Below are 26,839 nucleotides of genomic sequence, written 5' to 3'. Positions count from 1 at the left end.
TCCTGGCCTGGTACACGCTGCGCTCAAAGATATTGCTATCCGGCCGGCTGAAATAAATATACTCGAATATGCAGCAGGCGCATTTCTTGAGCAGAGAAAGTTTAACAGACTCGATCTTATCCCCGCATATAAAAACGATCTCGCCGGGCTGGATATCCCGGACATATTGCGCGCCGACCAGGTCAAAGGCGCAGGTTTCGCTGGCCAGGACATAAGCCCCGTCCAGTTTACCCAGGCACAACGGACGGAATCCTAAAGGATCGCGGGCCCCGATCAAAACCTTATCCAGCATCAAAACCAAAGAATACGCGCCTTCCAACTGGCTAAGCGACCAGATGACCGTCTGTTTATAATCTGTTTCGTGGCTGTGGGCGATCAGGTGCGCGATGACCTCGGAATCCATAGTGGTCTGGAATAAGGCGCCCTTATTCTCCAAAATGCGGCGCAGGCTAAAGGCATTGGTAAGGTTGCCGTTGTGCGCTATAGCGATGTGCCCGGCCTTGGACCTGACATAAAACGGCTGGGCGTTCTTCAAGGTCGTGCTTCCAGTGGTCGAATAACGCACATGCCCTACAGCCAGGTCGCCTTTCAAACCGGAGATTATTTTCTCATCAAACACATCGCTGACCAGGCCTAAGGCCTTATGGATATGCGGCTTCTTACCGTTGCAGGAAACAATACCGGCTGACTCTTCGCCGCGGTGCTGCAGGGCGTAAAGCCCCAAATAAGTGATCTTTGCCGCTTCTTTATGTGGATAAATCCCGAAAATACCGCACATATTTATTACCTTTTCCTTTCCAGGCTAAAATAAAACAAAAAAGGCGTTTAGTGCCGACAATCCGGCCTGAAACGCCATTGTTTAAGTTAGTATATACCTTTTTTGCCATATGTCAACCTTTTTAAGACTGAGTGCAGAGTATCTTCTGGGTTAAAATATCCGCCATCAGGCGTATGCCTTTATCTTTAGCCTCATAAACCTTGATCACGCTCTGGTACTTGGAATACTCCGGGGCTGATCTAACGAACGAATTCGGCCAGGCCTTGATCAGCCCGGCGTTAAAGAAGGTGCCCTTCTCTTCCGGGAAGAGCGCCAGGTAAAATATCCTGGTCTCGATAAGGTCCTGGAAAAAATGCGTCCCGAAAGAAAGCTCGGGCACGCAGTTGGCCGTGGCAAAGGCGATCTCCCCCAATACTGCCATATTATTTATTTCGGAAAAACTCACCGGCACGCCCATAGACGGGGTAGTTGTCCCCCATCTGCCAGGGCCTAAAAGCATTACCGGCGTCTGGGCCTTGTCTTTGATCTGACGGTTGAGCTCGCCTATCGCCCTGGCAATGTCGTATTTCGCGGACAGCTCCAGCCTGCTGTAATTCGCCGGATCGATCAGAATGACCCTGCGGATATTCTGCGAAATGTTACCCCCCAAAAAATTACCTTTTGAAAAAAATATCGTCTTATCCCGCGCGATCCTCTTGGGGAACAGCGCCTTCTTCCCCAAGCCCATAGCCTGGATCGGCCGGCATTGCAGGAGATTGATCTTGAACGCGCCGCCTTTTTGGAAATTCACGGTGAATTCTATATCCACCGGATAGCCGTAATGCGCTTCCAGCGTTTTTAATATCTTATGCATTACCGTTTTAAAGGGGGTCCCGGAGAAAAGCTTGTCAAAGGTGATCAACCAGGCATCTTCCTCGATCCCCAGCTGGCGCATCTTCTCGGTAGTCTCATAATCCCTTGTCCCGGGCATCTCCAGATCGAACTTCGGGTCTTCCTTGAGCAATTCCCTTATGCTTATGGTCTGGAATTCATTCTTCTTTATGTTCAGCAGGTCCAGGTTATGCTGTGAAAAGGCCTGGGCAGCTTTCATATCCGCGTAAGGTTTAAGCAGCGGCTCGTCCAAAGAAGCGATGCGCGGATAATCGCCTTCCACCCGGTTTACCGCCCGGGTACCCAGGCCGACCACCAGCCTTAACATCCCGGCTTTGGGGTCTAATTCGTTCTTCCAGACAAATGTGTTATAAGAGATACCCACGCCGGCCATATCCGGGAAGAAATAATCCTTGTGATACGCCCCGGAAACCCGTTGCACCAGCAAGGCCATCTGCTCATCCATCCGGTCCAGTCCCCTTTGCTTGCGGTAAACCAAGGCGTCCTTGTTCATAGTCGAGGCGTAGATCCTGCGCACAGCTTCGACAAATTTGGCATACCTGGCTTCCGGGGTGCCCTGGTTGACCAGGAATATGCTTTCGTATTTTCCGGCGAAGATATTACCGAAACCGTCCTCCAATAAACTGGAGGAGCGCACAATGATCGGCGACTGGCCGAAATACTCGATCATCTGCTGGAACTGCTCTTTGATCTCTTCCGGGAAAGTTCCGCCCAGCATCTTCTCTTTTAACAGCTCGGCGGCCTTGAAATATCCATCCTCTGTCCTTTGCTCCATGCGCAGCTTCCACCAGCTGTTTTCCACGATATATGTGTAAAAGACATCCGAACCCACATAAAAGGAATCGTGCGGCTCAAAGAGTTTTTCCTCGGATAAAGACTTATCCCAGGAAAGAATGCTCCTGGCTACCAGCATGCCCACGGACTTGCCGCCGATGAAGCCGGTGCCGATCATCCGGGATTTGATGTTCAACAGGTCTTCCAGGGTGAGATTCTTCCTGGACAGTTCAAATGTCTTTTCCTCGCGGGCGATCATTATCCGGCATAACTGTTCCACCATCTTTTCTTTTTCCGGTTGTTCGCCGGACCTGCCGGAGAGCTCCTCGGCCTTCAGAAAAAGCCGGTCCCAGTAATCCAGGTTGCGTTTGGTGCTCTTTAAGCCTTTTTTGAATATATTTGAAAAAAGTTTGGCTGTATCCACGCTGTTGGCAATGGGAATAAAATTATCCTTGTTTTGGACATGAGGCAGGAACATTGTCGGCGAATATCGGTTCCAGACCTTCAAGGGATGCAGATAATAATTGCCCTGGTAATGGTAAAGGTCGATCAAAAGCTGGGTGGTCTCGCGGATACGGGCGACGGTCTTGAATGAATGCCGGTTGCGCAGAATGGAAAAATAGGCGATAGTGTTCAGTTCGTAAAGATACGGACAGGTTATCTTGAAGAAATTCCCGATCATCAGGTCGTTGGACCAGGCGGAGAGCAGGTCCGAAAGGCAGTCAAAGAGGTAAAACACGCCTTCGCCCTGTTCAGTAATGATATTGTTCAACTGCGTAGAGAAGGATTCAAACCCGGCGTAAGCGTCCAGCTTGAATACAGCCACGTCCTCTGTTGGATCCAAAAGTGGTTTATGATTGACAAAACGTATATAGACTATTTTTTTCTTATCTTGCCTGGCCCTGGCGATAAAAGGACGGACAAATTCCTCGTAATCGGCCACTGCGTCGATCTGCCAGACGACATTGTCGCCCAGCCGCAAGCCGTTTATCACCTTGTCTAATCCTTTAAGCCCGGTGCTTTCCATATCGCTCGCTCTTTTTTATACCGCGGGCAGGAAACTCTCGCCCATTAAATATTCGTCCATTGCCCTGGCGCATCTGCGTCCCTCGGAGACCGCCCAGACCACCAAAGACTGGCCCCTGCGCATATCCCCGGCTGAGAAGACCTTATCCACCGAAGTTTTATGGTCCGCTCCTGCCTTAACATTGCCCCTTTGGTCAAATTCCACTTTTAACTGCTCTAAAAGCCCGTTATGCTCGGGATGCAGGAAACCCGCGGCAATGACCACCAGATCAGCTTGAATAGTGAATTCCGAACCCGGGACCTCTTTCATCTGCCGGCAGCCTTTGGGATCTTTCTCAAAAACAACTTTCACGCATTCCAAAAACTTGACCCATCCGTTTTTACCGACGAACCTTTTGGTCAGAACAGACCAGTGCCTTTCTCCGCCTTCTTCATGGCTGGAGGTCGTTTTCAGGATCATCGGATAAACCGGCCAGGGCATATTCGCTGTGCGGCATTCCGGCGGCTGAGGCATGACCTCGATCTGGATCACGCAGGAAGCCCCCTGCCTGTTGGCAGTGCCCACGCAATCCGATCCGGTATCCCCTCCGCCGATAACCACTACGCTTTTACCCTTGGCGTCGATCAATTCCTGTCCGGTAATTTTCTCACCGGAAACCCGGCGGTTGGATTGCATCAGATAATCCATGGCAAAATAAACCCCTTTTAGATCCCGGCCTTCTATCTTCAGGTCGCGGGGAACGCGGCTTCCACCGCAAAGCGCCACTGCGTCGAATTTTTCCAAAAGCCTGGCGCAGGAATAATCCGTTCCCACATTAACACCGGGCCGGAATTCTATCCCCTCTTCTTCCCAGATCTTTATCCGGCGGTCAAGGATGTTCTTTTCCAGTTTAAAATCCGGGATGCCGTAACGCAGTATCCCGCCGATCCTGGCGTCGCGTTCAAACAAAGTAACGCTGTGCCCGGCGCGGTTCAACTGGTCGGCGCAGGCCATGCCTGACGGACCGGAACCGATAACCGCCGTTTTCTTGCCGGTGCGTTTTGCCGGAGGGCAAGCCTTGATCAAACCGTGCTTGAACCCATATTCCACGATACCCAGTTCGTTCTCCCGGACTGTCACCGGCTCGTTGTTTATCCCCAGGACGCAGGAATACTCGCACAAGGCCGGGCAGACCCTGCCGGTGATCTCCGGCAGGTTATTCGACGCGGAAAGCAGGTCCAGGGCCTTTTTCCACTGGTTGCGGAAAACAAGGTCGTTCCATTCCGGGATATAATTTCCCGCAGGACAGGCTGAATGGCAAAACGGCGTGCCGCAATCCATGCAGCGTGATGCCTGTTCGGCGGATTTTTTATCCGCCCGCAGGCTGGCCACGTGGCCGTAATCCTTTATCCTTTCGCATACAGGACGATACTGCGATGCCTCTCTTTTAACTTTCAGAAAACCTTTTGGGTCGCCCATATAACCGCTCCGTGGTATTATTTATCAGTCGATCTCTTGCGGATCATTGTTCTTTGCCGATTTACGCGCTTCCAATATCCTCTTGTATTCAAAAGGCATGACCTTGAGGAAATCCCCGGTCTCAGAGCTGAAATTATCCAACAGCCTCTTGGCCAGCGGGCTCTGCGTATATTGATAGTGGCTGTTCAAAAGCTTCTTTATGGTATGGATATCCTCCTGGTTGAGTTTTTCCAGGCCGGCCATATCGTAATTGCACCTGTCCTTGAACCTGCCCTCGCGGTCGTAAACATAGGCGATGCCTCCGGACATCCCGGCGGCGAAATTCCTTCCTGTCCGGCCCAGGACCAGCACCCTTCCGCCGGTCATGTATTCGCAGCCGTGGTCGCCCAGGCCTTCCACCACAGCACACAGCCCGGAATTGCGGATAGCGAAACGCTCGCCTGCCTTGCCGCGGATATACGCCTCTCCGGCAATAGCCCCGTAAAAAGCGGTATTGCCGATGATCATATTTTCCTGCGCGCTGAAGGTCACCTCATTGTCCGGATAAATGATCACCTTGCCGCCGGATATGCCTTTGCCGACGTAGTCGTTGGCCATGCCCTGCAGCTCGAAAGTCACTCCGTTGGCCAAGAACGCACCAAAGCTCTGTCCGGCGCAGCCCTTGAACTTGCAGCTGATCGTATTATCCGGCAATCCCTCTTCACCGAAATGCCTGCAGACCTCTCCGCTCAACATCGCGCCTACAGACCTGCGGGAATTCTTTATATCCAGCTCGATCTTCACCGGCTGTTTATTTTTGAACGCGGCCCTGGACATCCTGATCAGCTCCAGGTCCAGGACAGAGGAGATCCCGTGGTCCTGCGATATCGTATTCAACCTTTGCGTTTCTTTGGGGACCTGCGGCCTGTAGAGCACCCGGGAAAGGTCCAGTTTAGCGGCCTTCCAGGGAAGGATGGTTTTGTCCTCTTCCAGAAGATCGGTCCGGCCGATCATCTCATCGACCTTGCGCAGGCCTAATTCAGCCATGATCTGGCGTAATTCCTGGGCCACAAACCGGAAATAGTTCATGATGTATTCGGGCTTTCCGGCAAAATGCTTTTCCAGGAGTTCATCCTGGGTAGCCACGCCCAGAGAACAATTATTCAGGTTGCAGTGCCGTAACATCACGCAGCCCAGGGTCACCAGCACTGCCGAGGCAAACCCGTATTCCTCCGCGCCTAAAAGCGCGGCTATGGCCACGTCCCGGCCGGTGCGCATCTGCCCGTCTGTCTGCAGCCTTACCCTGCTGCGCAGATCGTTAAGGACCAGGGTCTGATGCGTCTCGGAAAGCCCCAATTCCCAGGGAAGCCCGGCGTGCTTGATCGAGCTCCACGGAGATGCCCCTGTGCCGCCGTCGCCTCCGGAAACCAGAATCATATCCGCGTGGCCTTTAGCTACGCCGGCGGCGACAGTCCCAACCCCGATCTCGGAAACCAGCTTTACGCTGATCCTGGCTCTGGGATTGACGTTCTTAAGGTCGAAGATCAATTGCGCCAGGTCTTCAATGGAATAAATATCGTGGTGCGGGGGCGGGGATATAAGAGTAACCCCGGGAGTGGTATACCTGGTCTTGGCAATGATCTCGCTGACCTTATGCCCCGGAAGTTGGCCGCCCTCTCCGGGTTTTGCGCCCTGGGAGATCTTGATCTGCAACTCATCTGCATTGATCAAATAATTCGTGGTAACTCCGAACCTGCCGGAAGCCACCTGCTTGACCGCGCTGCGGAAACTGTCGCCATTGGGTAAAGGAATAAATCTGGCAGGGTCTTCCCCGCCTTCTCCGGTATTCGACCTTCCGCCCAGCCTGTTCATGGCTAAAGCTATTGTCCGGTGCGTCTGTCCGCTGATCGAGCCGAAACTCATCGCGCCCACGGCAAACCTGCGGACAATGCTTTCCACCGGTTCCACTTCTTTTATGTCGATACCTTTGCCTGTTTTTCCGAGTTTGAACAGGCTTCGCAGGGTGGCCGGATTAACCGACTGGTTATTGATCAAAGCCGCGAAAGAATCATACTTATTCTGGTCATTGCTGCGCACAGCGTCCTGTAACGCGGCAATGCTGTCGGGATTCCAAAGATGGAACTCGCCGTCTTTTTTCCACTGGTATAATCCGCCGGCAGCCAGATTACGCTCATCAGCTCCTCTATGGTTGAAAGCCTGTTTGTGGCGCAGCAGTGTTTCTTTCGCGATAATATCCAGATCAGCTCCGCCGATCCGGGACACAGTCCCCCGGAAACTGCGTTCGATCACGCTCTTATCCAATCCCAAAGCCTCGAAGATCTGGGCTCCGCGGTAGCATTGCAAAGTGGAAATACCCATCTTGGAGAGGATCTTCAGAATGCCTTTGTTGATCGCCTTTACATAGTTATGCAGGTAATCATGGACATCGCCCCGGATGCCCTCTTCTTTGACGATATTCTCCACCACTTCATAGGCCAGGTAAGGATTAACGCAATCCGCGCCGAATCCGAAAAGCAGGGCAAAATGATGCACCTCTCTTGGCTCGGCGCTCTCGATAATGATCCCGATCTGGGTGCGCAGGGTTTTTTCCACCAGGAAATGATGCACAGTCGAGCAAGCCAACAGCGCCGGCAAAGCCGCGTGTTTCTTATCCACTCCCCTGTCGGTTAATATAATAAAGGTATAACCCTGTTTTATCGCTGATTCAGACTGGCGGCAGATCCTGTCCAGGCTCTTTGAAAAATCCCTGGGATGATCAGCCTCAAATAACAGAGAGATAGTCCTGGTTTTGAAAGAATTAAGTTCTATGCTGCGGATCTTTTCCAGCTCCTCGTTGCTCAACACCGGCTGTTTTACGAATAGCTTGTGGCAGTGCCTGGGGGATTCTTCCAGGATATTCTTCTCCGGCCCGAGATAAGTATGCAAGGACATAACCAGCTCTTCGCGGATCGGATCAATAGCCGGATTGGTCACCTGGGCAAAAAGCTGTTTGAAATAGCTGTAAAGAAGCTGGGGTTTCCGGGACAATACCGCGTGCGGGGTATCATTGCCCATTGATCCCACAGGCTCGGCTGCGTTTTCCATCATCGGCTTGATGATCGTCTTGATATCCTCGCGGGTATAGCCGAAGGCCTTTAACCTGCTGAACAGCTCAACCCATTCTTTACGGCCGGTTTTGGATTCAGGCAGATCGTCCAGGCTGCGCATATTATCCTGCACCCAGGCCTGATAAGGCTGTTTAGAAGAGATTATTTCCTTAAGTTCGCGGTCTTCAATGATCCTGCCCAACTCGGTATTCACAAAGAAGATCTTGCCCGGCTCAAGCCTTCCCGAAGAAAGTATGTCTTCAGGCTTGATGTCCAGGACGCCTACTTCCGAGGCCATAATAACCCGCTCGTCTTTAGTGATCAAATACCTGCAGGGACGCAAACCGTTGCGGTCGAGGATCGCTCCAACGCGTGTGCCGTCGGTAAAGGCGATGGCAGCCGGCCCATCCCAGGGTTCCATAAGGCAGCCGTGGTATTTGTAGAAGCTCCTTAATTTATCCCCCATTGCCTTGGATTGCTCCCAGGCCGAAGGGATAAGCATCATCATTGCCTGCGCCAGAGGCCTTCCGCTTAAAACCAGCAGCTCAAAGATATTATCCAGGTTCGAGGAATCGCTGCCTCCGGCAGCGATGACCGGCTTTATCTTTTTTATATCCTTGCCGAATAACCGCGACTTCAGCTGGCCTTCGCGGGCCTTCATCCAGTTAAGATTGCCGCGCAGGGTGTTTATTTCCCCGTTATGCGCCAGATAGCGGAAAGGCTGGGCCAGGTCCCAGGCAGGGAATGTGTTCGTCGAATAACGCGAATGCACCAGGCAGATTGCGCTTCTTAAGACCTCGTTTTTAAGGTCCGGGAAATAATTTTCCAATTGCTCGGGCATAAGCAGGCCTTTATAAGAAAAAACCCTGCTGGAAAGCCCGGTGATATAAAAGAACGATCCTTGTTCCAGGCCTGCCTCGCGGATCCGGCTCTCCGCCTGTTTGCGGATCACGTAAAGCTTGCGCTCGAAATAAAGGCTATCTTTAATCAGGTTCTCGTCTCCGAGAATAACCGGCTCTTCGCCTTTGCCGATAAATACCTGCTCGATAACCGGCTGGGTAAGTTTCGCTGTCCTGCCGATTTGGGCGTCATCCACCGGCACCTGCCGCCATCCCAAAAGACGCTGACCTTCTTTCTTGACTATAGCGGCGATGGTCTCTTTGCATAAAGCCCGCTCCCTGCTGTTCTTCGGCAGAAAAACCAGGCCTGTGGCATACTGGCCCGGCTGCGGCAGGTCGATCCTCAGTTTTACGCATTCCTCGAACAGGAAATCATGGGGCATCTGGATAAGTATGCCGGCCCCGTCCCCGGTCTGGGGGTCAGCTCCGGTAGCCCCGCGATGGGAAAGCCTGCGTAATACCTCCAGCCCCTGGCTGACGATATCATGGGATTTCTTCCCTTTTACGTGGCAGATGAACCCCACCCCGCAGGCATCGTGCTCGAACCTCGGGTCATAAAGCCCCTGTTCTTCTGGTAATCCGGCGCTGTTCATTATGCTACCTTCCATTTATCGGCGAGAATGCCTAATTTCCTTATCTTCACCCTGATGGTATTGCGGTTGATCCCCAGGATCCTGGCCGCTTTCATCTGATTGCCTTCAGTCCGTTCCAGGACCGATTCGATCAAAGGCTTTTCCACTGCTTCCAGAATAGCCTTATACAACAGGCCTTTCTTTTCGTCGTACAACGACCTTTCCAGCTCGATGATCTTATCCTCAATAGAAACCAACCCGCGGATATCTTCCTTTTCCATAACCTCCATAATCTCGCCTTGTTTGCGGATATAGATATTGGTATTGCCCAGTTTATTCAGCATCTCGGCGATGATCTCCTTTATCTTCGTTTCATTATCGGTAATGAATAGCCTGATCATTTTTTTAACCGGTTTATGCTTAAGTTTTAAGCATATGGTACTGAAAAATATCCTCATGGCCAGAAGGCCATGAGGACATCAAGTTATCTTATTTTATAAAAAGCATCTCCCTGTATTTCGGCAATACCCAGTTGTCGTCCGAAACCACGCGTTCCAGGGCGTCCACGTGCCTGCGGATATGCTCCATATACGGCTTGATCTTATCAAAGAAAAACTCGGCTTTTTTCTCCGCGGCCAGGCTCTCGGATTTATGCAGCATCTCGATCATTTCCCCGGTATTGTGGCGGACATAATAGATCATCGCCACAACATCCGACAGGTGGGACTTATGGTCATTGAAAGCCCGGGTATCCAGCTTAAGCCCGGTCTGTTTTTTCAACGCCACCAGCTTGGTCAGATTATCCGCCAGCATCTCCTCGTATTCCAGGGCCGGAGGCACCACGCTGGAATTAACCAGTTCGTTAAGGGCATTGACCTCGATCTCGATCAGTTTGCAATACATCTCCATCCAGATATGGTAGCGGGAAACCACTTCTTCCTTGGAAAGGACCTTATATTTCTCGAACAGCGCGATGTTCTCTTTCTTGATCAGCGCTTTCAGCGCTTCAGCGGTAGAGGCTATATTGGGAAGCTTCCTTTTCGTAGCCTCTTTAAGCCATTCTTCGGAATAGTTATTGCCTTCAAAACGGATATCCTTGGTTTCTTTGGCAACCTCCGATACTACCGAAAGGACCGCGGCGTTGAAATCCCGGGACTTGGAAGCGTCCTTGATCTTTTCCGCGACGTAATCAAGGGATTCGGCGATGATCGTGTTTACCACCATGATCGGAGTGGAAATGTTCTGCGAAGAGCCTACTGCCCGGAACTCGAACTTGTTGCCGGTAAAAGCAAAAGGCGAAGTGCGGTTGCGGTCAGTGGTATCTTTGTTGAATTGCGGGAGCTTTCCCACGCCCAGGTTGATCACGTCCGCCTTGGAGGCTGACGCCTTCACCCCTTTCTCCAGTTGATCGAGTATAGCGGTCAATTGTTCGCCCAGGAATACGCTGATGATCGCCGGAGGAGCTTCATTGGCCCCCAAACGGTGTTCATTACCTGAATGTGCGACGCTGGCACGCAGAAGATCGGAATGCTTGTGAACGGCCCGCAGGACCGCAACCAGAACAGCCAAAAACTGCAAGTTGGCTTCCGGGGTTTCTCCGGGGTTTAAAAGGTTGTTGCCGTTATTATCGGCCAAAGACCAGTTAAGGTGTTTTCCGCTTCCGTTGATCCCGGCGAACGGCTTCTCATGCAATAAACAGACCATATCGTGGCGGATGGCTACTTTCTTCAAGAGTTCCATAACCAGCTGATTATGGTCGGCGGCGAGGTTCGACTCCTCAAATATCGGGGCGAATTCATACTGATGCGGAGCAACTTCGTTATGCCGGGTCATCAGGGGTATGCCCAGCTTATACGCCTCCTGCGCGACCTCGAACATAAAATTAAGCACTCTTTCCTTGATCGACCCGAAATACTGGTCTTCCATCTGCTGGCCTTTGGGGGAAGCTGCGCCGATCAGGGTGCGGCCGGTCATGATCAAATCCGGGCGCAGATTATAATAATTTTTGTCGATCAGGAAATACTCCTGCTCCGGGCCGCAGGTAGAGAACACTTTTTTGGCGCCTTTGTGGCCGAAAAGCCGCAGCAGGTTGAGCGCGGCGCGGTTCAAGGCCTCATCGGATCGCAGAAGCGGAAGCTTTTTATCCAGTGCCTCTCCGTGATATGAAATAAAGATCGTCGGGATACACAGAGTCTTGCCTAATTTGCTTTCGGCTATGAACGCCGGGCTTGAAGGGTCCCAGGCGGTATAACCGCGGGCCTCAAAAGTGGAACGGACCCCGCCGGAAGGAAAACTGGAGGCGTCGGGTTCACCCTGGATCAATTTCGAACCGGAGAATTTCTCAATGACCTTCCCGGGTCCGGCAATGGATATGAAACTATCATGTTTTTCCGCAGTAAGGCCGGTCATCGGCTGGAACCAATGGGTATAGTAACTGGCGCCCTTGGCAATCGCCCAATTCATCATTGCCCCGGCGATTTCGTTAGCCTGTTCCTTGGTTATGACCTTGCCCTCAGAGATCCAGCGGTTGAACGCGCCGAAGGTTTCTTGGGAAATGGCCTTTTCCATTACACTTACGCTAAAAGTGTTCTCCCCGAAATATTCGGATACTTTCTTAGAAGACGCGTTATCCAATTTTACCGGCTTGATCCTTAACAACACTTCTTTACGAATTCCCATTTATCCCTCCGTTTAGATTTGTTCTGTGCTCAATAATTCGCGCGTATGACTTACGCCGTTCCCCCGCAGATTACGGTTCTGTAAACCATGGCCCAATAAAAAAAGGTGCCCATAAAGGTCAAAAATGACCAAAATGAACACCTCTGTTCAAATCTTGCGTGATTAATTTTGCACTACAATGTGCCTATAACTTGCTCACTGCATCTTCTGCTAATACAAGTAAGGCCCGGGGCCTTTTGGTAACCGTTTTTTTTCGCTTATTTTTCGTATTTACGGAATAGCCCGATTATCTGATCCGCGCTGGATGCGGACATAAATTCCTCCCGAAAAAGCCGGTCGTTCAACAGTTTGGAAAGGGTGGCTAAAAGCTTCAGGTAAACGTTCAGGTTATCCGGATTTGTCCCCATCAGAAAAACCAGATTGACCTCCTGCCCGTCCAATGATTGGAAATCGATACCGCCCCGGGAACGGCCGAAAGCCATAACCATTCCTTCTACGGATTTAGTCGGCGTATGAGGTATGGCGATACGGTTGCCTATTCCGGTAGAACCCAACTTTTCCCGCTCCATAATATGCTTGATGAAATCCTCATTGTCATTCACCTTTCCGGTAGCCGCCAGGACAGAGGCCAGTTCGCGGATAGCGCCTTCTTTTGTCGAAGACTTAAGGTCCATAATGCATGAATCGCTGCTTAAATACTCGGTCAATTTCATTTCATATCTCCTTATAAAAACTTTCCACGGCTGACGGGTCCTTCACGACTATAACCGAACAACCGGCCTTGCGCAAGATCCTCTCGCCTTCATCATAATATACATCAGTCCTTGAAGCCGGTTCCTTTATATCACCCATAACCAGTATGTCCGCGTTCAACTCCTTGGCCTTATTGGTCACTTCATCGCTGATCATCCCTTTTAACAGGATACCCTCGCATTTTACCGATTTAGTTTCCGACATCTTCTTGACCCTCTCCAGGAACACATTCCCCTGCTGCTCCAGGTCGCGTTCATATACCCTGGCCTCCACCTCCACAAATATCCTGCTTTTCAAAAGCTCATGCAGGACTTTCTCATCTACCACGTAAATAGCGGTTAATCCCGCATTAAGCACCTTGGCCAGAGCTATCGCGTATTTTGCGGTCATAACCGAACCCGGCCCGCCTGCCACGGAAACAACTATATTGGTTATCGCCATATCATTGCCTCATCTTTTCTTTTTTAATAAGTTTAAGCATTGAAAACGCCTCCCGGGATTCCTCGTCTAAACGATCGGATATGGATTTGAGCGTCTGGCGGTAATAAGGAAGATATATTTTCTCCAGGGCATTGACCTTGCGGATAGTCTTGCGCGCCTCTTCAGCCAAACGCAGCAAGGTGATCTTTTTTTCCGCCAGTAATGCCAGCAATTTCAGCACAGATTTGAACCTCTGGATCGCCTCATCCACGTAGATATTCACGTCATAAGAACTGTAATACGGCGGATTATCCTTAACATAAAGCTCGATCACCGGAACGCTCACCCCCATGATCCTGCGCTGAGAGATATCCAGGGAGGTCTTTACGTCGATAGCCAGGCTCAACTCCTCCAAGCGCGTCATGCCGGTACCGACCACCACTTTATCCAGGAGATCGTACGCCTGTTTTAACGCGTTATTCACGTCCTTCTGGCGCTGGTCAACGCTGTCGATGACGGCGGTAAGCTCCGACATCAATATCCTTCTTTTCTCATCCAGCAGGTCAAAGCCTTCCTCGGTGAGGGCAAGGGATTTCTTGGTCTTTAAAAGATTAGTCTTGGTAGCCGCCAGATCAACTTTCATTTCTCTTTTTATAGTGGTTCTTCACGTCCTCGGACTTGATGCGCACCAGTTCTTCCTCAGGCAAAAGGGAAAGGACATCCCAGCCCAGGTCAAGGCCGTCTTCGAGGGTGCGCCGCTCAAAATACCCCTGCGAAAGGAACCTTTTTTCGAATTCATCGCCGAACTTCATATATTGATGGTCCAGCGGGGTAAGCTCTTCTTCCCCGATGATCGAGGCCAGTGCGCGGATGTCTTTGACGTGCGCGTAAAAAGCGAAAAGCTGAGAAGCCAGCGAAGGATGGTCATCGCGGGTAAGCCCATTGCCTATATTATCTTTCATCAATCGGGATAATGAAGGAAGCCCGGCGACCGGCGGATAGATCCCCCGGCTGTGCAGCTCCCTTTCCAGGACGATCTGGCCCTCTGTAATATAACCGGTAAGATCGGGAATCGGATGGGTTATATCGTCATTGGGCATGGTCAATATAGGAAGCTGGGTTATCGAGCCGCTGGAGCCCTTGATCATTCCTGCGCGTTCATAAAGGCCGGCCAGATCGCTGTAAAGATAACCCGGGTATCCTTTTCTCGCCGGGATCTCACCTCGGATCGTGGACAATTCCCTTAACGCCTCGCAGTAATTAGACATATCGGTCATGATCACCAGGACATGCTTATTCTTTTCAAAGGCCAGGAATTCAGCGCAGGTCAGGGCAAACTTGGGGGTCAATAGGCGGGCGATCGAAGGGCTGTCCGCCAGGCTCAGAAATATAGCCACCCGGTCCAAAACGCCTGACTCCTCAAAACTCTTGATAAAGAAACGGGCGGTATCGTATTTTACGCCCATAGCCGCGAAGACTACGCAGAAATCCTCATCCTTGACCCTGGCCTGACGGGCGATCTGGGTGGCGATAAGGTCGTGCGGCAGGCCGCTGCCGGAGAATATCGGCAGTTTCTGCCCGCGGACCAGCGTATTCATTACATCGATCGAAGAGATCCCTGTTTCAATGATATTATTCGGATACTCGCGGGCAGTGGGGTTTATCGCCATGCCGTTGACATCCAGGGCATGTTCATATAGCGGTTTGGGCATGCCGTCCAGAGGGTTTCCCAGGCCGTCAAAAACCCGGCCTAACAGTTCTTCGGAAACTCCGACCTTAAGCGGCTCTTCCTTGAACCTTACCCTGCAGTTTGACAAAGATATCCCGCTGGTCCCACCCAGCACCTGGACCACGGCGTAGCCCTTGCCGACTTCCAGGGTCACCCCCAGCCGGTGTTTTCCATCCTTATCCACAACCTCCACCATCTCGTTATAACCGACGTTATGGATATTACGGATGATGAAAATAGGGCCGACCACCTCATCCAATCCCTTGTATTCCCTTAAGCTATGTTCGTTCATATATGCGCCTTTTTAGAAATCGAGTTCTCCGAGGGACTCGTCGATATTCGCCTTTAGCTGCGCGAACTTATCCAGTTCGTTCTCCGTATATTTCTGCTTCATCCGCAGCAGCTCTTCGTACACCGGGACCTGCCTCAATTCCTGGACATTGATCCCCTTTTTGATCAGCTCTTCGGACTTGCGGTAAAAATGCAGTATCGCGTTTAGCATCAGGAACTGTTTCCTGGCGGACGAAAAGGTGTCAACCGCGTCATAAGATACCTGCTGCAGGAAGGCATTGCGGAAGACAAAACAGACTTCCAGAACCAGCCTCTGGGCCTGCGGCAGCACATCCGGGCCGACCAGCTTTACCACCTGCTGCAAACGCTGCTCTCTCTGGAGCAGATCCATGATCGTGTATCTTAAAGAAAGCCATTCTTTATCTATGTTGGCATGCCACCAATCCTTGACGTCGTCGAGATATTCGGAATAACTGTCGATCCAGCTGATCGACGGATAATGCCTTGCGTTGGCCAGGTCGCGGTCCAGGGCCCAGAAACAACGGATGAACCTTTTGGTGTGCGAAGTTACCGGTTCTGAAAAATCCCCTCCCGGAGGGGAAACCGCGGCTATAATGGTAATGGACCCTTCTTTATCCTCGGCAGTCTTTATCTTTCCGGCGCGCTCGTAGAATTCCGCGAGGCGCGAAGGCAGGTATGCCGGGAACCCCTCTTCCAGAGGCATCTCTTCCAACCGGCCGGAAAGTTCCCTTAAGGCCTCGGCCCAGCGGGAAGTGGAATCCGCCATAAGCGCCACGTTATATCCCATATCCCTGTAATACTCCGCCAGGGTGATCCCGGTATATATTGAGGCCTCGCGGGCGGCCACAGGCATGTTCGAGGTGTTGGCGATGAAAATCGTCCGTTCCAGAAGCGGCCTTTGAGTGCGCGGGTCGATCAGCTTGGGAAAATGCAGAAGCACGTCGGTCATTTCATTGCCCCGTTCGCCGCAGCCGACATAGATCACTATATTGGCGTCGCTCCATTTAGCCAGCTGGTGCTGGATAACGGTCTTGCCTGTCCCGAACCCTCCGGGCACTGCCACACATCCGCCCTTTCCAATGGGAAATAAAGTATCAATAACCCTCTGCCCGGTGATCAATGGTTCGGAAATAGGCAGTCTTTCTTTGTACGGCCGGGGTTTTCTTACCGGCCAGCGCTGAAGCATGGAAATATCTTTTTCAACCCCGGCGTCAACAATAACAGCTATCTTATCCTCCAGGCAATATTCGCCTTCCGGGGCTATCCATTTTACCTGCCCCCCTGTATCAGGAGGAACCATTATCTTATGTTTGATCAAAAGCGTTTCCTGCACCAGGCCGAGAAGCTGCCCGCCTTTAAGTGTATCTCCGGCCTTAGCTGCGGGGAAAAACTGCCATTTTCTCTGTTTATCCAGCGGAGTCACGTGCACCCCGCGGCTTATATAAACCCCTTGTTTTTCTTTTATCAACTCCAGCGGCCTTTGAATGCCGTCGTAGATCGTTCCGATCAAACCCGGGCCGAGCTCCACGTAAAGAGGATAACCCTCCGTGTAAACAAAATCTCCGGCTTTTATGGATGTAGTATCTTCATAGACCTGAAGATAGGCGCGGTCTTCTTTAAGCCTGACTACCTCCCCGATCAAATGCTGCTCGCCGACCTCGACCATATCCAGCATCCTTAAAAAGGACACCTCTTCGATCTCGACGACCGGGCCGTTTACCCTGAATACCTTTCCCGCAACCTTAGCCAAAGGACACCTCTTTTAATAATTCCATGTAAACTTGATCATAGGACCGGGACAACCTTGCCGAAAACCGGTTGTCGAACATCACCCTTGCGTCCCGGGAATTAACGATCACGCCGATATCGGTAAAATCGCCTTTACAGGGCTTAATGCTCACGTTCTGCTTTAACGTATCTTTGCATATATTCTCTATCTTTCTGATAAAAACGTCGCTGACGATATTCTCGTCGCGGAAAGAATAAAAAAGATCCACCTTATCGCTTTCGATCACCCTTATCCCTTCAATGATCCATTTTTGCAGATAATCGGCATACGCCGGCTGCTCCCGGAACTTCTCCGCCAGCCCAGCCACAGATCCGAAGACAGACTGGACGAACCTGTTCTTACCTTCCAGGAGCAGGCGCTTCTTTTCCAGGTTCAAGGTGGAATTTATCCTTTCCCTGGACTTATCGATATCCTTATCCGCTTCCCTGCGTATATCATTCGCCTTTTTCTGCGCCTCGGCTTCAGCCTTTTTGATCATGCCGTCCTTCTCCCGAGAAGCCCTGTCCAGCAGGCCCTTAACCTCGTTCTCGGTGTCCTGCCTGATCTTGGCGCAGATCATATCCGCGTTCTCGCCATTAACCTGATCCAGGATTTTTTTATCCATAGTTATACGCCGATCCCCACCAGCTCTTTTAGCAATTCCCCGGCGCTCTTATGGGGTTTGATCTCGCCGCGGGATGGGATCTCCAACACCAAAGGTATGGGATCATGGGTAATATGCTGGGCTATCTCTTCCTTGACAAAAGACGCCGCCTTTTCGGTGATCAGGATGATCCCGACATCCCTGGTCGCCCGGGCAACGCTGAGAGCCTCAAGGGTATCCAACCTGGTGCTTACCTGCCTGGTCTGCACGCCGGCCAGTTTAAAGCCCAGCGAACTTTCCTTATCCGCGATGCAGAAAAAAGTCATTATATCTTGCCTAATATCATTATGGCGATGATCAAACCGTAAATGGCAATACCTTCGGCGAGGCCAACGTAGATAAGGGCCTTGCCCGCGACTTCCGGTTTTTCGCTCATCGCGCCCACAGCCGCGGCGCCTACATAAGCGACAGCCAATCCCGCGCCGATCGAACCTAACCCCGCGGCAATAGCTGCCGATAAGAACGCCCACCTGGCCACCGACGGATCGCCTGTAACCGCGCCTTCAGCCGCAAACACGCAATCAGCCGCAAAGAAAGTGACAACCAATAACAGCAATACCAACAAAAGAACCTTGACCTTTCCAGCCTTCATGTGACCTCCTTAATGAGCGGATGATTTACGGAGCGTTCAACTACGCTCTTTACGACGTAAATCATAGGCCTTGGGATTTACACCAAGGCCGTCCGCGAATTAATCCCGTAGCCTGCAAGATGATTTCGCAGAAATCACCGCCGCGTATAGGCGCAGGGATAATTTAAAAGTTGTTTTTATTAAGCCGCGTCATTCGTCAACGGCTTATAAACGTATTTGCCGCTTAAGAAAAACTTTGAAAAGAACTCGTAATAATTCAGCCTTAAAGACTGGATACTCACCACCAATCCCTCCAGGCAGATAACCAGAAGATTACCTAAAATTACCACTATCCAGGCGCCCAGGTCTCCGCCGGAGTTCCGGACGATCTTGGAGAGCTGGAATATCGCCACAAAAAGCCCGGCATGGGCTAAAGCGAACGCGCCGACACGGATGAACGAAACCGTGTTGGCCAGGTATCCCATAATTATCTCCAGGATATTGACCATACTTTCCATAAAGGATTCAAAGATGCCTTCTTTCTTCTTCTTAACAAAGAACTCTACCAAAGGATAAAGGAATAATGCCGTAAGCCCGCCAAAGATCAAAAACGAATAAACCGCCGGGATCCGGGCCTTGGCAAGGAACATTTTGCTGAACAACGCTATCGCCGACCAATATACGATGCCTCCGATAAGCCCGGCCTTGTCAAAAAGCGCTTTTAGATAATCCTTGTCCCGGAGCGAATTGACCACGTTTATAATTATGCCCAGGCTGATCATTGCCACTCCCAGCATAATGCTCAACCTGAATATCCCCGCCAGGTTATCCATAGGCTTCATCCACACAGAAGGGAAATCAAAACCAAAGACGCTTCCATAGAGGAACCCGAATAACGCCGAGCTTATTCCGCAGTACCTGATCAACGCCCCGGCCTGGCGGATCTTATCTTTTTTGCTGCGGGCCAGGAATAAACCCGCTAAAACCAGCAGCAAACCATGCCCCAGGTCGCCGAACATCCCGCCGAACATAAGCAGGAAGCTTATCGCCACGAATATAGTGGGATCGATAGTCCCGTAACGAGGCAGGCCGTAAGCCTCGATCAACAGCTCAAAAGGCCTGACCAGCGAATTATGCGCCAGCCGGACAGGGATATCTTCTTTATCCACCCCTGTCTGTTCGGGCTTTTTCGTCTCCACGTAAGAGACATCCGCGATGCACTTTATCGCGCTGACCACTTTTTCCTTGTCCTGGCCGGGGATCCAGCCGGAAAACAAAATGGTCTTATCCGTGGAACAAGAATATTTTCTGGCTTCCAGAATAGAATTCTTCAGCGTAACGAACGAATTGACCCGGGACAGCTCCTGCTGATATGTCCGGGCCAGGGCAGTTATCTTCTCCTGCGCCTCTTTTATGCCCCTGCGGTATTCCTCGGCCTTGCGGCCAAGGTCATCCTGCGCCTGCCGCGAAAGATACGCCGATTCCCTGGTATATTCTATCTCCTGCCAGGAGACATCCCGCAATACCTGCTCCAGCGAAGCCCGGTCCCTCCTTAAAGCAATGACCAAGGTCAAGACATTAACCCCTTCTTTCTGGAAAGGGTAGATCACGTGCGGGATATCTTTTAGACTGCGTTCCAGGACCACAAGGTTCTTCTCCTGGATCCTGCCGGTGGAAATCTCCAGGAACGTGTGAACCGATTTGCTCTTTACCGGGAAATTACGGTAATCTTTCAACTGGCCGAGTATGGACTGGTTGGTTTCCAGGGCCTGCTCAACCTCCGCTTTATTCGCCAGGACCGGAGATACCTGGTTATCTATCTTATCAAGGAGCTGGCTGCAGCCGGCATAGGAAAAGTCCGTGAAATCACCGGCAGTGGCAAACCTCTGATCCAGGAGCAATTTCCTGGACAGGGTTGTAACCCGGACCTTCATTTTTTCCAAATCCTGGCTTTCCTTATCGATCTGAAAAATAGAAAGCCCGTTTAGCCTGCTTTCAATACTCCTTATATCGACCGGATGAAAGATACCCATTTTGATAAGGCGGTCAGCCACGCCTTCAGCCTGATCTTTAAGGACAATAAAGCTCAACAACTCCATTGAAGATCTGGTTATCATATGTTCAACACCCCGGCGATCTCCTGTTTATTCCAGCCATATGACTTGGCATTAAGCAAAGAAATGATATTCCTGGTCTCCCGGTGCTTCAGGATCAAATAACCCAATATCGTGCCGATGGTGAAAGGAAACCCGGACAGGGCTTTTCTGACCTCGCGCAAGAGGATCTCATAAAGGAAATTCTCGATAAAAACAATGTTCGCCTCAACCATACCCTTGATCCCGGCATAAGGCCCCAGGGCGATGCTTTCCACCACCTTGGTCAGGCCGTCCGTGGTATAGGACTTCCTCACCGTGTCCTTATTCACCCAGGCGCCTCCGGGAACGATCCAGTCGAGCATCTGGCCGATCGAAAGCGAATAATACTTCCGGAAACGGATCAGGCTGTTGATGTTCTCTATATCTACCGCCACGCCCAGGACCTTATGGGCCACGTTCTTGTCAACGGTCGAGAATCCTTCGATGCAATCAAAGAGCCTTTGATAATAATCCACGTCCAGCCCGGCCTCAAGGTAGAATACAGATCTTTTTTCCTTGTAGGCGTCCTTTGCTTTCAGCAGAGCGGCCTTATAAGGCGTATGGTCAAGCAACAGGATCACTTCCTCGATGCTCTCGGAGCCGGTTATCTTCGGGAAATCTATGTCAAAACTGATCTTAGGCGCTATAAGATAATCCTTGATATCCAGGGGGAGTTTATTATGCCAGATCCTTAAAGCTACCTTGATCTCTTCCAATTCATAACGCTGGCGCATCAAAGAAACGAATTCTTTTTCCAAGCCGGAAGACAGCGACGACTGCACCTTGGCGTAAAGCCCCAGGTCATATTTCAGGAACTCGCGTTCGAGTTTCTCCGGGTCGACGTTATCCGCCTGCAGGCCCGCTATAACGCCCTTATAAACGGTCTTTTTCAGGCCTTCAATTACCTCATAAATATCCTTAGCCTCGGCCAAAGCCGCGAATGCTTCCGGCTGGATCAGATAAGAAAGCATTGCCCTGACCTTGGCGTTGACAAAAGAATATTTGGCGAGTTGGCGCATAAATTATCCGACGATCCGCCGGAACAGCCTTTCGGCTATAGCGGGAATATCTTTGCTTCTGGCTTCTATCTTGCCGGAGATCTGTTCACGGGTCTGCCCCAAGGCCTTCTCTTTTTCAGCGATGAAAACCTTGTATGCCTCTTCCTTTCTCCCCTTGGCGGAAATATCCGCCTGGCTGATGGCATCTTTGATGACCTTACGGGATTCATCCGCGGCCTGCGCGATCATTGATTTGCCCTCGCTATCCGCCTTCTCTATCCTCTTACGGGCAAGCTCTTCTTCCTGCAGTATCCTGTCCACGATCTCTTTCATGGCCTTTTCTCCGGCTTCTCCTGTAATTGTGCATATAATATTCAATTATTATATATCCATGCCAAACCAGTGTCCAGAGAAATATAGGGGCGGTTCTCAAAACAAAGCGAAAGTTTCCCTGCAAACCACCCCTATTATTTATCCTATAGCTATAGAACCGCGCTCTTCGGTGCGCACGCGGATACACTCCTTAAGATCAAGGATAAAGATCTTGCCATCGCCGGTTTCCCCGGTCTTAGCCCCGCCAATGATCGCCTTTATTGTAGGTTCAACATAATTATCGTTCACCGCGATCTCCATCCTGATCTTTTTAAGGAGATTCCCGGTTTCTTTAGCGCCCCGATAAACCTCGGCTATGCCTTTTTGCCGGCCGTGGCCCAACACCTCGCTTACCGTGATCAGGTTCACCTCGGACTTATAAAGCTCTTCCTTGACTTCTTCCAGTTTGTCCGGCTGAATTATCGCTATGATCAATTTCATTATTTAACCTCGCTTTCTTTGTCTAAAGTAAAATTATTATTCCAATACCGTATATGCCTTCTCGTGGTGCTGAGTCAGGTCAAGGCCTATTCCTTCGGCTTTTTCACTCACTCTGACCTTGATTACCGCGTCCACTATTTTATAGATCACGAACATGGCAACGCCTGAATAGGCCAACGTCACCGCTACCGCGTAAAACTGCACAAGCAACTGATGCGGGTTGCCGAAAAATAATCCATCCGCGCCTGCGGGATTAACCGCCTTTGAGGCGAATAAACCGGTTGCCAAAGCTCCCCATATACCGCCGACGCAATGAACGCCGAAGGCATCCAGAGAATCATCATAACCAAACTTCGGCTTTATAACGGTTACCGCGATGAAACAAAACACGCTCGCCAGGAAACCGATTATTATAGCCGGGACCACGCTGACAAAACCCGCGGCAGGCGTGACCGCCACCAATCCTGCTACCGCTCCCGAGCATACCCCGAAGATCGTAGGTTTGCCGTTGCGTAACCACTCTATAACAGCCCAGCTAAGGCCCGCTGCCGCAGCCGCTGTATTAGTTACCACGAAGGCGTTCACGGCAATGCCATTGGCAGCCAAAGCGCTTCCGGCGTTAAACCCGAACCAGCCGAACCATAACAGCGCTGTGCCTAATGCCACAAAAGGCATATTATGCGGGGCGGGGATATTCTTATCCAGGTTTTTCCTTTTCCCGATAAGCGATGCCAGGACCAAAGCGGCTATACCGGCATTGATATGCACGACAGTGCCTCCGGCAAAATCCAGCGCGCCCAGACCCCTTAACCACCCCCCGATTCCCCATATCCAGTGGCAGACCGGGTTGTAAACAAATAAAGCCCAGATCAGGATAATGCTTAAGAATGCGGAAAATTTCATCCGTTCGGCGAACGCGCCGATAATCAATGCCGGAGTAATGATCGCAAACATCGCCTGGAATATCATAAATGCCTGATGCGGGATAGTGGCCGCGTAATCAGGGTAAGGGGACAGTCCTACTCCGTTCAACCCCAGCCATCCCACCCCGCCCCAAAACCCTTTACCCGGGGCAAATGAAAGGCTGTAACCGCAGATCACCCATTCCACGCTTATCAGGCAAAGTATAAAAAAGCATTGCATAAGTACGCTCAAGACATTCTTTTTCCTGACCATACCGCCGTAAAAAAATGCCAGCCCCGGAATCATTAACATTACCAGCGCCGATGAGATCAACACCCATGCCGTATCGCCTGCATTCATCATCGCACCTCTCAAATTTTTCCGCTTAAAGCGGATAAATTTGACCTCGAGCCTGCCATAAGCCCCGCTTCTAGCAGGCGAGAGGCCTTTCCCCTATAAAGCTCTCTTGCCTTTTTCCCCTGTCCTGATCCTGATTATTTCCACTATATTTGAAACAAAGATCTTGCCGTCGCCGATCTGCCCGGTCCTTGCCGCATCCAGGATAGCCGCGGTTATCGGCCTCACATCCCGGTCATCGGCAATGATCTCAATCTTGGTCTTAGGCAGTATCCCGACCGCAAATTCCTCCCCCTGCAGTTTCTGCACCGTGCCCCTTTGCTTGCCGTGTCCGTCCACCTGGGTTATGGTAACCCCGCTGCAGCGCACCCCTTCCAAGGCCTTGCGCACAGCCCCTACTTTCTCCGAACGGATTATCGCCTCGATCTTTTTCATAGCCTGCCTCCCCTTACAATTGTTTAACCAATTGATTATGGGATGCCTAAAAAAAAGCATCCCGGTGCCCGTAACAATATCTATGCGCGTTCTAATTCAAATACCCAATTTTTCTCTTAAGATCTTGGCGTACAGCTTGTTTATCCGGCCGGTCTTCAGCCATCTTTCCAGGGTTGTTACCTGTATATCGATCTTCCGGGAAATGTCGTATAATGTATACTCGTTCTCCTGTTTAAAAACCCTGAGCTTATCGATCAATTCCTTATCCAGCATTTATATCGCGCCTTCGCCTTTCTCGCCGGTGCGGATGCGCACAGCATTATCAACGGGATAAATAAATATCTTCCCGTCACCGATCTCGCCGGTCCTGGCATTATCAGTTATGGTCTTAATGACCTTCTCGACATCGGCATCTTTGACCACGGCCTCGATCTTTATCTTTGGCAGGAAATTCACTTTATACTCTCTGCCCCTGAATTGCTCTACCAGTCCTTTCTGCCGGCCGTGCCCTTCAATACGGGTGATCATCATCCCGGGGCACCCGATCCTTTCCAGGGCCTCGACCATATCATCCAGTTTTTCCACGCGGATCACAGCTTCTATCTTTTTCATTTTTCCCTCCAGAGGCATCCCGCGGAGTTTCTCCGCGGGATGCGGCTGTTAAAATATCGTCTAATTGTTATAGTTATAGAAGTTAGGATAAGCGGGAGTCCCGTGCTCTATTATATCCAGCCCTTTTAGTTCCTCTTCCGGGGAAACCCGAACACCGAACTTCTTATCCATTATTTTGAATACCACGAATCCCAGCCCGAATGCCCAGGCAGCGCACACTACCGCACCGATCACCTGAGCCAACAGCTGTCCGGATCCTCCTCCATAGAATAACCCTTTCACCAAGGGCTCACTAGTAGTGCCCAAACCATAGGTACCGTCGGCAAAAAGCCCGACAGCGATAAGACCCCATATGCCATTGATACCGTGAACACTGACCGCGCCCACCGGATCGTCAACGCCCCGGGCTTCCCAGAAATAAACGCTCCCGACAACCAGCGCTCCGGCGATCGCGCCGATCACCACCGCTGCCCATGCCTCAACCCAGGCGCAGGGAGCGGTTATGGCAACAAGGCCCGCCAAACAACCGTTCAACATCATGCCTACGTCCCATTTCTTTGTTTTGGCAAAAACCAGCAGAATAGCCACTGCCGCGCCTGCTGCCGCAGCCAGGTTTGTATTCACGGCGATAACGGCGATCCTTAATTGATGCGCCGAGAACGTCGAACCGGGGTTGAACCCGAACCAGCCAAACCATAGAATGAACGTACCTAATGCCGCCAGCGTAATGCTGTGGCCGGGAATAGCCCTGGGTTTTCCGTCCTTGGCAAATTTCCCGAATCTCGGCCCTAAGACAATAGCTCCTGCCAACCCTACAAAACCGCCGATAGTATGCACTACTCCCGAACCCGCGAAATCAACATGCCCTATGCCAAAAGGCAGTTGCGACAACCATCCGCCGCCCCAGACCCAGTGGCCATATATAGGATAGATCAGAGCGGTTACGGCAAGGCTGTAGATAAAATACGCTTTGAATTTAAGGCGCTCGGCAATTGCCCCGGACACGATCGTCGCTGCCGTTCCCGCGAAAACCAGCTGCCAGAAAAACATTAAGTACTTTCCGACATCATAACTCTCGCCGTGAAGGAACCAGCCGGATATTCCCACCAGCCCGTGGTAATCGGTACCCATCATAAGGGCGAACCCAAAAGCCATGAAAATCAGCGAAGCGACGGTGAAATCAATAACATTCTTAGCCATAAGGTTCGTGGCATTCTTAGCCCGGCAAAAACCCGCTTCAACCATGGCAAAACCGGCCTGCATAAAGAAAACCAGGAAACCGCAGACCAAGACCCAGACATAATCCACCGGGGCCATCGGATTTGCGGCAAGCGTTTCAGCCCCCGAAGGGTCCTGGGCAAAGGCCAGAGTAGCTGCCCCCACCACCGCTGTCATCATTAATAATATTCGTTTTAACATCGCAACCTACCTCCTTATTTAGAACGCGTATGCCGCTACAACCCCCGTATAGAATCTTTTCTTCTGATCCCCGTATTCCTCCGCCTTCAGATCGCCCAGAGGTATGGAATAATTGATATTCGGCATCACCGAGAGGTTCTTGGTCAACTGGGTCTTGAAACCAACGGTCATTCCTATATCCGCGCCTTTGCCTGCCATAAAGAGCTTGTGGTTATAGCCGTAGTGCCCGGACAACTCCAGGCTTGACGGAACGCCTTTCAACTCAACCGGTATGCTTTTGGCCAGATTTAATACCGTGTAAGTGCCGAACCCGCCGCCATCATCTTCGCTGCCGTAGTCGCGGTAAAAGAACAATGACGGGCTAAGAAAAACTTCAGGGAGACTAACCCCGGTGTACCACTCGCGGCTGAAAGTGTCGGTATCCACAAAATCATAATATGTGTGGCCGATGGAAAGCCCGATATCCCCCAATGTATAGGTATAATCCAGGATATAATCATTCTCCTCGGATTTCAGGTTATCCTGGTTTTGGGTATCATGGCTAGACCAGACCTTCCCGGTCAGTTTTCCATACTTGGTATCAGGGGTAGAAATATAATAACCGGGTTGAAGGACATTATCCCGGTCCAGGACAAACCCCCTCCAGACATATTGCGTATAATAAGAAAGATCGCCTCCGGCGCTGAACCCCGAATCGGTGAACCATCCTTCACCGGCGAACGCAGCCGGGCTGCAGAACAAACCCAAAACAAGAGCTATGAACCCTGCGGTTATCTTTTTCATCTT

General features: G+C 51.1%; 24 protein-coding genes. All 24 read right to left on the bottom strand.

The genetic code is table 11. From position 1 onward, the window contains the following. A partial coding sequence (locus M0R35_04655) for a class II glutamine amidotransferase (GenBank protein ID MCK9594949.1) occupies nt 1–778 on the bottom strand: 778 nt, incomplete at its 3' end. Between the two features lie 121 nt (nt 779–899). Beyond that, nucleotides 900–3,470, bottom strand: coding sequence for a PEP/pyruvate-binding domain-containing protein (locus M0R35_04650; GenBank protein ID MCK9594948.1), 2,571 nt, complete (start codon nt 3,468–3,470; stop codon nt 900–902). Nucleotides 3,471–3,485: 15 nt separating this feature from the next. Continuing rightward, nucleotides 3,486–4,928 carry a glutamate synthase subunit beta gene (locus tag M0R35_04645; protein MCK9594947.1) on the bottom strand — a complete coding sequence of 481 codons (1,443 nt, stop codon included), beginning with the start codon at nt 4,926–4,928 and terminating at the stop codon, nt 3,486–3,488. A gap of 24 nt (nt 4,929–4,952) precedes the next feature. Next, complete coding sequence (gltB, locus tag M0R35_04640) at nt 4,953–9,521, bottom strand: glutamate synthase large subunit (GenBank protein ID MCK9594946.1); 4,569 nt, start codon at nt 9,519–9,521, stop codon at nt 4,953–4,955. Then, nucleotides 9,506–9,886, bottom strand: a complete 381-nt coding sequence (locus M0R35_04635) for a hypothetical protein (protein MCK9594945.1) — start codon at nt 9,884–9,886, stop codon at nt 9,506–9,508. Before M0R35_04635 ends, gltB begins: the two co-directional genes overlap by 16 nt. Nucleotides 9,887–9,974: 88 nt before the next feature. Continuing rightward, nucleotides 9,975–12,164, bottom strand: a complete 2,190-nt coding sequence (locus M0R35_04630) for a glutamine synthetase III (protein ID MCK9594944.1) — start codon at nt 12,162–12,164, stop codon at nt 9,975–9,977. Between the two features lie 257 nt (nt 12,165–12,421). Beyond that, nucleotides 12,422–12,877, bottom strand: a complete 456-nt coding sequence (locus M0R35_04625) for a PTS sugar transporter subunit IIA (protein ID MCK9594943.1) — start codon at nt 12,875–12,877, stop codon at nt 12,422–12,424. A gap of 1 nt (nt 12,878) precedes the next feature. Beyond that, entirely contained in the window at nt 12,879–13,358 is a 480-nt protein-coding gene (locus M0R35_04620; GenBank protein ID MCK9594942.1) for a universal stress protein, read from the bottom strand. 1 nt (nt 13,359) lies between these two features. Further along, entirely contained in the window at nt 13,360–13,980 is a 621-nt protein-coding gene (locus M0R35_04615; GenBank protein MCK9594941.1) for a V-type ATP synthase subunit D, read from the bottom strand. Continuing rightward, entirely contained in the window at nt 13,970–15,358 is a 1,389-nt protein-coding gene (locus tag M0R35_04610) for a V-type ATP synthase subunit B (GenBank protein MCK9594940.1), read from the bottom strand. The genes M0R35_04615 and M0R35_04610 overlap by 11 nt, the downstream gene beginning before the upstream one ends. A 12-nt stretch (nt 15,359–15,370) precedes the next feature. Beyond that, a complete protein-coding gene (locus tag M0R35_04605; protein MCK9594939.1) occupies nt 15,371–17,128 on the bottom strand; it encodes a V-type ATP synthase subunit A in 1,758 nt (585 codons plus the stop codon). Then, a complete protein-coding gene (locus tag M0R35_04600; protein ID MCK9594938.1) occupies nt 17,121–17,771 on the bottom strand; it encodes a V-type ATP synthase subunit E in 651 nt (216 codons plus the stop codon). Before M0R35_04600 ends, M0R35_04605 begins: the two co-directional genes overlap by 8 nt. A 2-nt stretch (nt 17,772–17,773) precedes the next feature. Beyond that, nucleotides 17,774–18,076, bottom strand: a complete 303-nt coding sequence (locus M0R35_04595) for a V-type ATP synthase subunit F (GenBank protein MCK9594937.1) — start codon at nt 18,074–18,076, stop codon at nt 17,774–17,776. Beyond that, complete coding sequence (locus M0R35_04590; GenBank protein ID MCK9594936.1) at nt 18,076–18,402, bottom strand: ATP synthase subunit C; 327 nt, start codon at nt 18,400–18,402, stop codon at nt 18,076–18,078. The genes M0R35_04595 and M0R35_04590 overlap by 1 nt, the downstream gene beginning before the upstream one ends. Nucleotides 18,403–18,581: 179 nt before the next feature. Continuing rightward, the gene (locus M0R35_04585) at nt 18,582–20,498 is read right to left on the bottom strand and encodes a hypothetical protein (protein ID MCK9594935.1); all 1,917 of its coding nucleotides are present in this window, start codon (nt 20,496–20,498) and stop codon (nt 18,582–18,584) included. Further along, a complete protein-coding gene (locus M0R35_04580; GenBank protein ID MCK9594934.1) occupies nt 20,495–21,535 on the bottom strand; it encodes a V-type ATPase subunit in 1,041 nt (346 codons plus the stop codon). Before M0R35_04580 ends, M0R35_04585 begins: the two co-directional genes overlap by 4 nt. 3 nt (nt 21,536–21,538) lie before the next feature. Then, complete coding sequence (locus M0R35_04575; protein ID MCK9594933.1) at nt 21,539–21,847, bottom strand: hypothetical protein; 309 nt, start codon at nt 21,845–21,847, stop codon at nt 21,539–21,541. Nucleotides 21,848–21,985: 138 nt separating this feature from the next. Next, a complete protein-coding gene (locus M0R35_04570) occupies nt 21,986–22,327 on the bottom strand; it encodes a P-II family nitrogen regulator (GenBank protein ID MCK9594932.1) in 342 nt (113 codons plus the stop codon). A gap of 36 nt (nt 22,328–22,363) precedes the next feature. Then, nucleotides 22,364–23,593 (bottom strand): ammonium transporter, encoded by a 1,230-nt coding sequence (locus M0R35_04565; protein ID MCK9594931.1) that lies wholly within the window; start codon nt 23,591–23,593, stop codon nt 22,364–22,366. A 90-nt stretch (nt 23,594–23,683) separates the two neighbouring features. Further along, nucleotides 23,684–24,022 carry a P-II family nitrogen regulator gene (locus tag M0R35_04560; GenBank protein MCK9594930.1) on the bottom strand — a complete coding sequence of 113 codons (339 nt, stop codon included), beginning with the start codon at nt 24,020–24,022 and terminating at the stop codon, nt 23,684–23,686. Between the two features lie 96 nt (nt 24,023–24,118). Continuing rightward, entirely contained in the window at nt 24,119–24,295 is a 177-nt protein-coding gene (locus M0R35_04555) for a hypothetical protein (protein MCK9594929.1), read from the bottom strand. Continuing rightward, entirely contained in the window at nt 24,296–24,634 is a 339-nt protein-coding gene (locus M0R35_04550) for a P-II family nitrogen regulator (GenBank protein ID MCK9594928.1), read from the bottom strand. It abuts the gene before it with no gap. Between the two features lie 60 nt (nt 24,635–24,694). Beyond that, the gene (locus M0R35_04545; protein ID MCK9594927.1) at nt 24,695–26,053 is read right to left on the bottom strand and encodes an ammonium transporter; all 1,359 of its coding nucleotides are present in this window, start codon (nt 26,051–26,053) and stop codon (nt 24,695–24,697) included. Nucleotides 26,054–26,071: 18 nt separating this feature from the next. Beyond that, nucleotides 26,072–26,836 (bottom strand): hypothetical protein, encoded by a 765-nt coding sequence (locus M0R35_04540; protein ID MCK9594926.1) that lies wholly within the window; start codon nt 26,834–26,836, stop codon nt 26,072–26,074. Between the last annotated feature and the right edge of the window lie 3 nt (nt 26,837–26,839).

The sequence above is a fragment of the Candidatus Omnitrophota bacterium genome, assembly GCA_023227985.1.
Classification (GTDB): Bacteria; Omnitrophota; Gorgyraeia; order Gygaellales; family Profunditerraquicolaceae; genus JALOCB01.
This window is presented reverse-complemented; position numbering and strand designations above follow the sequence as displayed.